Below are 3592 nucleotides of genomic sequence, written 5' to 3' on the forward strand. Positions count from 1 at the left end.
AAGAAAAAAAAAAAAATCTCAAAATAACATACCCCCTTTAGAAATTCATTCTGTATGAAAAAGAATCTTTAAAAAAAAAAACAACCCTTTATGATAAGTTAGGAGAAGCATAGAATAAAAGCTAATTCTGTGGGGGGGGGGGGGCGAATATTCAAACTTTTATTTGCCTACCTTGTATTATTCCAAGAAGTGCGTAAGTTAAAAAGAGAGTTTAAAAAGAGGGTTTAGAGAGAAAGCGATGAGGTTGTATGTCTATTCTATGCAAAGGGTAGTATAGGGCTAAAAAGCAAATCCTGCATCATTTATTATTAAGCTTTCATATTGGTAAAATGATAAAATAATCTACTATTATAAGTGCCAAAAATATTCAATGTGAGATTAATCAATCCCATAACTTTAATAGAAACTTACAGGGTTAGATTTATGAGTTTGTTATATAATTACCTTTTTATCTTTGAGAGTATTTAAAGGCATAATCTTTGTTAAGCTTTATTATTCCTATATTTTATAAAAATGCTGATTCGTTTATTTACAAAAGAGCTTTAGAATTGGTTGAAAAATTTAAAGACAAAGAATATTTTGAAGTGATTTTTGCAGATTGTAGCAAAGAGTGTTTATTGAAAAGCAATTATGCACATATCAAAATTCTCCATTCACCCTCTAAAGCACAGATTTTTTCTCCTGCGTATGCTAGGAATCAAGCAGTAAATTTCGCAACGCAAAAATATTTGTTTTTTTATGATGTAGATATGGATTATACTAGTAATTTTGAATCTTTATTGCTCCAAGAGATAGAATCTAAGTTGGAGAATGGCAAGAGGCGATTTATTTCACTTCCGTTTTTATATCTGACCCTTGAGGGGACAAGAATTTTTGAAAGGACGAGGGATTTTTCCAAGCTTAAAATGAGTTTTTTAAAGGGAGAGAATCATTTAGTAGAGAGTCTCTCTGCTAATAGCTCGGCAATCATCTTAGAAAAGCAATATTTTAAAAGCTTGGGAGGATTTAGAGAGGATTTTTTGGGGCACGGAGGAGAGGATTTTGAGTTTTTGCATAGACTTGCAGCTTTTAATCCTCATTCCCTAAAACCAAAAGATTATTACACGGATGTGAGACATCAATTTTTAGGAGATGCAAGGGGTTTTAGGGCATATCTTAGCTTTTATTCTCTACCTTACTTTTTTAAAGATTTAGTATTGCTCCATCGGTGGCATTCTCGTCCGCTTACTAGTGCCTTTTATTTTAGACGCAAACCCAATGAAGCCCTTTTGTTAGAGAGTATGCGTTCTTTTGATTTGCAAAATGCAAGTTGTGTATGGCTTTCACACAATCCTTCTCAAGATTTGTGCTTTTTCATACTCTCTTTGATGAATGACTATGGATATAAAAGAGAGGATTATAGTGGCTTTTTTCATCTTGGTGAGGGTGTGAAGCCTAGAAAAAAACCTATTGGCGGAAAGATAAGAAAATTCCTTACAAGACCAAAAGAGTTTTTTAGTGATAGTGTGTTGTTGAAACATATAAAGCATTTAAGAATACCAAATTTTATTTATCTATGGGCTTTTTATGCTTTCTTAAAACCCAAAAAAGCCTATCCCAAGCAGCTTTTAAAAAAATATTTGCCTATTTTTCCAAATAAATTACAGATCATAAAAGATTCTGTATTTTATGGTTGGGGACGCAAAAAAACGGGGTGGAATGCCATAGCCTTAGCAAAAAAATACTATTGTAAATTTGTTTTGCTAGAAGATGGATTTATTCGTTCCTTTGATTTGGGTATTAAGGGTGCGCCTAGCTTTTCTTTGGTGCAAGATGAGGTAGGAATCTATTATGATGCAACTTGCCCAAGTGCGCTAGAAAATCTCCTAAATACCTATGATTTTAAAAGTGATTCTGTGCTTATTGATACCGCTAAAGAGGCAATGGGGTTGATTGTTAAACATAATATTTCTAAATATAATTGTTTTAAAGATGTTCCACAAGATTACTTTAAACCTTGCAAAAAGAGAGTTTTAATCATCGCACAAACCAACAAGGATTCTAGCTTATCATATGGCTATGGTGAGAAGTTTAGCACAAAAGAGATAATAGAAGCTGCTTACTTAGAGAATCCAGAGGCAAAAATTTATCTTAAAATTCACCCAGATGTTTTAAATGGTAAGCAACAATCTGATATTAAATCTGATGATATTTTGCCCTTTTGTGAGGTTATAACAGAGGATTTTAACCCCATTTCATTACTAAAATATTTTAGCAAAGTCTATACTAAAACCTCACAAATGGGGTTTGAAGCCTTACTTGTAGGCTGTGAGTGTATATGCTATGGAATGCCTTTTTATGCAGGTTGGGGGCTTACCATAGACAAGCAAACTTGCATAAGGCGAAATCGCAAGTTAAGTTTAGAGGAAGTTTTTGCTGCAAGTTATATACTTTATACGCAATACTATAATCCTATTTATCAGCGTAAAAGTGATATTTTAGATACTCTCCATACGATGGTGCGTTATAAGTATTTATACCTTAAAACAAATCATAAGGCTTATTTTTTTGGGTTTTCTTATTGGAAACATAACTTTATTAAGCCTTTTCTCCGTAATTATTCGCCTCAGAATTTGATTTTTATTAATCCAATGTCAGTTGATGCACTAGAGGTAGCATTAAAAAAGGGACTAGACTTAGAAAGTGATATTTTTATTTGGGGTCGTAAAAGCTTCAAAGAAGTAGAAACTTATGCTAAGAATAATGGCTTAAAAATCACACACATTGAAGATGGATTTATCCGCTCTCTTTCACTTGGTTCAGACCTTACGCGTCCTTTTTCACTTGTCTTTGATGATTTAGGAATCTACTTTGATCCTACACAACCAAGTAGATTAGAACATATTTTGCAAAATACATTATTTTCTCCTTCTTTAATCAAAGAAGCAAAACTTTTAAAAGAGGAGATTTTAAAAAACAAAATTAGTAAATACAATATAGATTCGCATAAAAAACTAAATACACCTCAAGATAAAACTATTATTTTAGTGCCAGGACAAGTAGAGGATGATGCTTCTATTATTTATGGTGCCCCTAAACAAACAAATCTTTCTTTACTTCAACAAGTAAGAAAAGAAAATCCACAAAGCTATATTCTCTATAAGCCACATCCTGATGTGTTAAGTGGGAATCGTATCGGGCAAATTGCATCAGAAATTGCCTTGAAATATTGTGATGAAATTGTAGATAATGTGAGTTTATCCTCTGTCATAGAAGTAGTAGATGAAGTGCATACTCTTACTTCACTTAGTGGGTTTGAAGCTTTGCTTTATGGTAAAAAAGTCGTAACCTATGGAATGCCTTTTTATGCTGGTTGGGGATTAACCATAGATAAGCAAACTTGCATAAGACGAAATCGCAAGTTAAGTTTAGAAGAACTCATTGCTGGAGCTTATATTCTCTACCCTCGATACATTCATCCAAAAACCTTAGAAATTTGCTCACCTGATGTGCTAGTAGAGGAATTAGAAAGAGAGAGGCAAAAAATGCAAAAAGATACATTTTATAGATTGAGAATTTGGTTTTATGCTTTTGTTGCAAGGAAGGGGCAAAG

Annotated in this window: 1 protein-coding gene; it reads left to right on the plus strand. The window is 32.9% G+C overall.

What is annotated here, in order from left to right:
* Positions 1–479: 479 nt before the first annotated feature.
* A partial coding sequence (locus C6H18_RS03455) for a capsular polysaccharide export protein, LipB/KpsS family (protein ID WP_104721719.1) occupies positions 480–3592 on the plus strand: 3113 nt, incomplete at its 3' end.

Origin of the sequence: Helicobacter mesocricetorum (genome assembly GCF_900198605.1) — a bacterium.
In the GTDB taxonomy this organism is placed as follows: Bacteria; Campylobacterota; Campylobacteria; order Campylobacterales; family Helicobacteraceae; genus Helicobacter_D; species Helicobacter_D mesocricetorum.